This window comes from Methylophaga sp. UBA5088 (assembly GCF_002414625.1).
Lineage (GTDB): Bacteria > Pseudomonadota > Gammaproteobacteria > Nitrosococcales > Methylophagaceae > Methylophaga > Methylophaga marina.
This window is the reverse complement of record NZ_DIAC01000120.1, coordinates 1-4,206: the sequence shown is the minus strand read 5'-3', so window position 1 is coordinate 4,206 and position 4,206 is coordinate 1. Positions and strand designations below refer to the sequence as shown.

Genomic DNA, 4,206 nt, shown 5'->3' with positions numbered 1-4,206 from the left:
CCATTTTTTAGCAGATATAAACCGCTCTTTGTTTTCCTGATATCGTATACGTCGCCATCTTCCACATCCTGGTAGTTGGCATTAAAGCGGGTTAACTCATCCTCAATCTTGGAATACTCAGTGCTTGTCAGATTACGCTCGAGAAGTGTTTCTGAAGCTTCAATAAAATCATCAGCTGTAATTGAGCGATGGTAATAAAAAGAAAGTTGTTTTTCACCTGCGATGTCAGGTAAAAAATTGCAATCTGGCAGGTAAAACGCAGCGTCCGCTACATCAACAAATGCCATCACTGTGATGGATGTTTCATTACATTTTTGTAATGTAGATGACGTCGTTTTGACAGTATCCTGGAAGCGAACATCGGCTAACAGCGTGGTGCAGACAGACATCGTTATCATCGCGACTAAAAATTTCAGCATTTCTCTCTCAGTGGTTAATTATTAAACACAACGGCATTACAATCTTCACAGCGTGAATTTAAGGTGAAGCCGCATGACAGCTTGTTTCACATCAAATTCACAGATTGCTCAATACGCTATCCACTATCTTAGAAGGACTGATATGAAATCGTTACGATACTGGTTTGATAGTGATAGTAGCATCCGATATGCCGCAGCTGATGACAGGATTGATTGGTTTAGAATCATACCGTTTATCGTGTTACATCTAGCCTGTCTTGCTGTTTTTTTGGTGGGGATATCAGCTGTAGCCGTATACACAGCGGTGATTCTCTATCTTGTCAGAATGTTTGCTATTACCGCTTTCTATCATCGATATTTTGCTCACAAATCGTTTAAAACAAGCAGACCAGTGCAGTTTGTATTTGCAGTTATCGGTGCTGCCTCGACTCAACGAGGCCCAATCTGGTGGGCGGCACATCATCGCAACCATCACCGTCATGCGGATACCAATCAAGATCCTCATTCACCACGAGAGGGTTTTCTATGGAGCCATGTTGGGTGGTTTTTGACCAAACGCCACTTCCACGCTGATTATGGGCTTGTAAAGGATTTGTCTCGTTATCCAGAACTACGTTGGCTGGACAGATTTGATATAGCAATTCCATTGTTGCTGGCGCTGAGTTTGTTTGGTCTGGGTGAATGGTTAAGTTGGCTAAATCCGGGATTGAATACGAATGGCTGGCAAATGGTGGTTTGGGGATATTTTATTTCGACGGTCATCCTGCTACATGCAACATTACTGATTAACTCTCTCGCTCACAAATGGGGAAAGCGCCGCTACAACACTGGCGATGATAGCCGTAATAATTTTTTATTAGCACTTTTAACGCTGGGCGAAGGCTGGCATAACAACCATCACTATCATGCATCGTCGGCAAGACAAGGGTTTTACTGGTGGGAAGTGGATATCAGTTTTTACCTGCTTTGCTTGATGAATAAATTTGGCTTGATATGGGATACGAGAACGATACCAGTCAAAAAGCGCGACCACCAACTCAACAAGGTGAGCCAATGAATATTGCAATTGTTGGTGGCGGAATATCAGGTGTCACTGCCGCTTGGTATTTATCAAAGCAGCATAATGTCACCTTATTCGAGGCGAATGATTACATTGGTGGACATACCGATACCCATCAGATCCATATCGAAGGCACATCATGGTCAGTTGATACCGGTTTTATCGTCTTTAATGAATACAACTATCCAAACTTCAGCCAGCTACTAAGCGAACTCAAGGTAAGGGCCATCGATACTGAAATGAGTTTCAGTGTTGATAATGCTGATACTGGACTGCAGTACAATGCGACGAGTCTGAATACATTATTCTGCCAACGAAAAAATCTGATCAATCCTGCTTTTTATCGGATGATTGCCGACATTATCAAGTTCTATAAAGCATCACCGGATATTCTCAAGCAACCTAGTAACACACAAACTGTAGGAGAGTATCTTAAGAAGCATGGTTATAGTGATGTGTTCATTCACGATCACCTTATTCCCATGGCATGTGCATTATGGTCTGGTCCATCCGTTAGCTTGTTAGATATGCCAGTTCGTTATCTGGTGTCTTTTATGGCAAATCATAAAATGCTGTCGTTAATGAAAAGACCTCAGTGGCGTGTCGTCGAGGGTGGCTCCAATCAGTACATAAAACAATTTATTCATCACTTTAGTGGAAAGATTCATCAAAATTCTCCCGTCGAAAATATTCAACGCACGGATGATGGCGTTATCTTGTCTGTTAATGGTGAAAAGCAGATGTTTGATGCTGTCGTTTTGGCGTGTCACTCTGACCAGGCTTTATCACTTCTTGCTGACTCCAGCTATGATGAGGCAACGGTCTTAGGAAATATTGATTATCAGCGCAATCATATGCAGTTGCATACAGATGAATCTGTACTGCCAAGCAATAGAGCTGCATGGGCGAGCTGGAATGTTCATGTCAGCCCTGATCTGCAAGAGCAATGCACCGTTTCGTACCATATGAACACCTTGCAGAGATTAGATGCTCCGGTCGAGTTTATTGTTTCCTTGAACTCTGCCGCTCGTATCTCTCCTGATAAAGTGCTGGTAGAGCGACATTATTCACATCCGGTTTACACTGAAAAAACTTTAGCCGCGCAACAACGCTGGGCCGATATTTCCGGCCAACGGCATACGTATTTCTGTGGTGCTTACTGGGACTGGGGCTTTCACGAGGATGGAGTAAAAAGTGCATTGAAAGTGGTTCAGCAGCTTAATGGCGAGGTGTTGTAAATGTTCTCTACTGCGTTGATGAAAGGTGAGGTGAACCACACGCGTTTTCAGCCTAAACGCCACCAGTTTCAATATCCGATTGCCATGTTAATGCTGGATGTCGATGAAATAGCGTCTGTTTTTGAGCGTCACCGTTGGTGGTCATTAGAACGCTTTAATCTGATTAGTTTTAAGCGTAAGGATTATTTAGGCCGACATAATGGTGATTTAAAAACGACGGTTGAGTCGCTGATTTTTAAACGGACGGGTGAGCAGTTTTCCGGCCAAGTTTATCTGTTAACCCATCCACGTTACTTAGGGTTTGTGTTTAATCCGGTCAGTTTTTATTTTTGTGTGAATCATCAGGGGCAACTTGAGTATGTCCTGGCGGATATCAACAACACACCTTGGGATGAACGCTATTGTTATGTATTAAAAGCGAAGCCGAGTAGTCAAGATCAATCTGTGATATCGACATTCGATAAACAGTTCCACATTTCACCTTTTATGCCCATGGATATTCAATATGAGTGGCGATTTTTCTGGCGTGAAGATGAGCTGAGTATCGATATGCATTTATTTCGCAATAATGAAAAACAATTCACTGCAGATATGATGCTAAAGCGCCAGCCTCTTGACCAACAAAGTATGTCTCGCTTACCACGGGATTACCCGTTACAAACATTCAAGATTATCTGGCGGATCTATTGGCATGCTTTGAAGTTGTGGATTCGAAGAGTGCCTTTCTATAGCCATCCGCAGAATTCATCTGATAACCGTACATACTCAGACAAACCAGCTTTGAAGGATAAATCATGACACCTCCCATTCATGCTACTCGACAAAGTGAATTAAGAATCAGCAAGTTTCATCGTCTTTGTATGACTCTGTTCTGCAAGCAATTGGATGGCTTCAAAGAAGGTTTTTTAGTCATCGAAATGGCTGATAGTCGTCTGGAATTTGGAGATCCAAAAGCCGAATTAAAAAGTCATATCTTTGTTCAACACCCACATTTTTTTGAAGCAGCTGTTCTGGGTGGTTCTGTTGGTGCAGCAGAATCTTATATGGATGGTGAATGGCAAACGGATGACTTAACACGATTAATACGATTGTTAGTCAGAAACCGCCATCTGGTAGATGGTATGGAAAAGGGCCTGGCCAGGCTGACTGGTGTTGTCATGCAAGGCGTGCATTGGTTAAGGAAAAATACGCGTGACGGCAGCCGTAAAAATATTGCTGCACATTATGATCTGGGTAACGACTTGTTTGAGTTGTTTTTGGATCGTGAACATATGATGTATTCATCTGGACTGTATTATGACTTTGCTGAAAGTTTAGAGCAGGCTCAAACTAACAAATTAGCCCGCTTATGTGACAAGTTAGACTTGCAACCAGATGACCACTTACTGGAGATTGGTACCGGGTGGGGTGGTTGTGCGGTGTTTGCAGCACTCCACTATGGCTGTCGGGTAACAACCACCACGATTTCTCAACAGCAATATGATTATGC

At 42.7% G+C, this 4,206-nt stretch carries 5 protein-coding genes; 4 read left to right on the top strand and 1 reads right to left on the bottom strand.

Annotated features, from left to right (window positions below; all coding sequences use genetic code 11):
• Positions 1-419, bottom strand: a 419-nt coding sequence (locus tag B4K20_RS14925) for a chalcone isomerase family protein (RefSeq protein ID WP_289283519.1), incomplete at its 3' end; no start/stop codon positions are given.
• Positions 420-561: 142 nt separating this feature from the next.
• Here B4K20_RS14925 and B4K20_RS14920 point away from each other — a divergent pair.
• The 4 genes from B4K20_RS14920 to B4K20_RS14905 all read left to right on the top strand — a co-directional run.
• The gene (locus B4K20_RS14920; protein ID WP_289283518.1) at positions 562-1,476 is read left to right on the top strand and encodes an acyl-CoA desaturase; all 915 of its coding nucleotides are present in this window, start codon (positions 562-564) and stop codon (positions 1,474-1,476) included.
• Positions 1,473-2,717: an NAD(P)/FAD-dependent oxidoreductase gene (locus tag B4K20_RS14915; RefSeq protein WP_289283517.1), complete on the top strand. Its 1,245-nt coding sequence runs from the start codon at positions 1,473-1,475 to the stop codon at positions 2,715-2,717. Before B4K20_RS14920 ends, B4K20_RS14915 begins: the two co-directional genes overlap by 4 nt.
• Complete coding sequence (locus B4K20_RS14910; protein ID WP_286305068.1) at positions 2,718-3,515, top strand: DUF1365 domain-containing protein; 798 nt, start codon at positions 2,718-2,720, stop codon at positions 3,513-3,515. It begins immediately after the preceding gene.
• Positions 3,512-4,206, top strand: a 695-nt coding sequence (locus tag B4K20_RS14905; RefSeq protein WP_289283516.1) for a class I SAM-dependent methyltransferase, incomplete at its 3' end; no start/stop codon positions are given. The genes B4K20_RS14910 and B4K20_RS14905, both read left to right, overlap by 4 nt.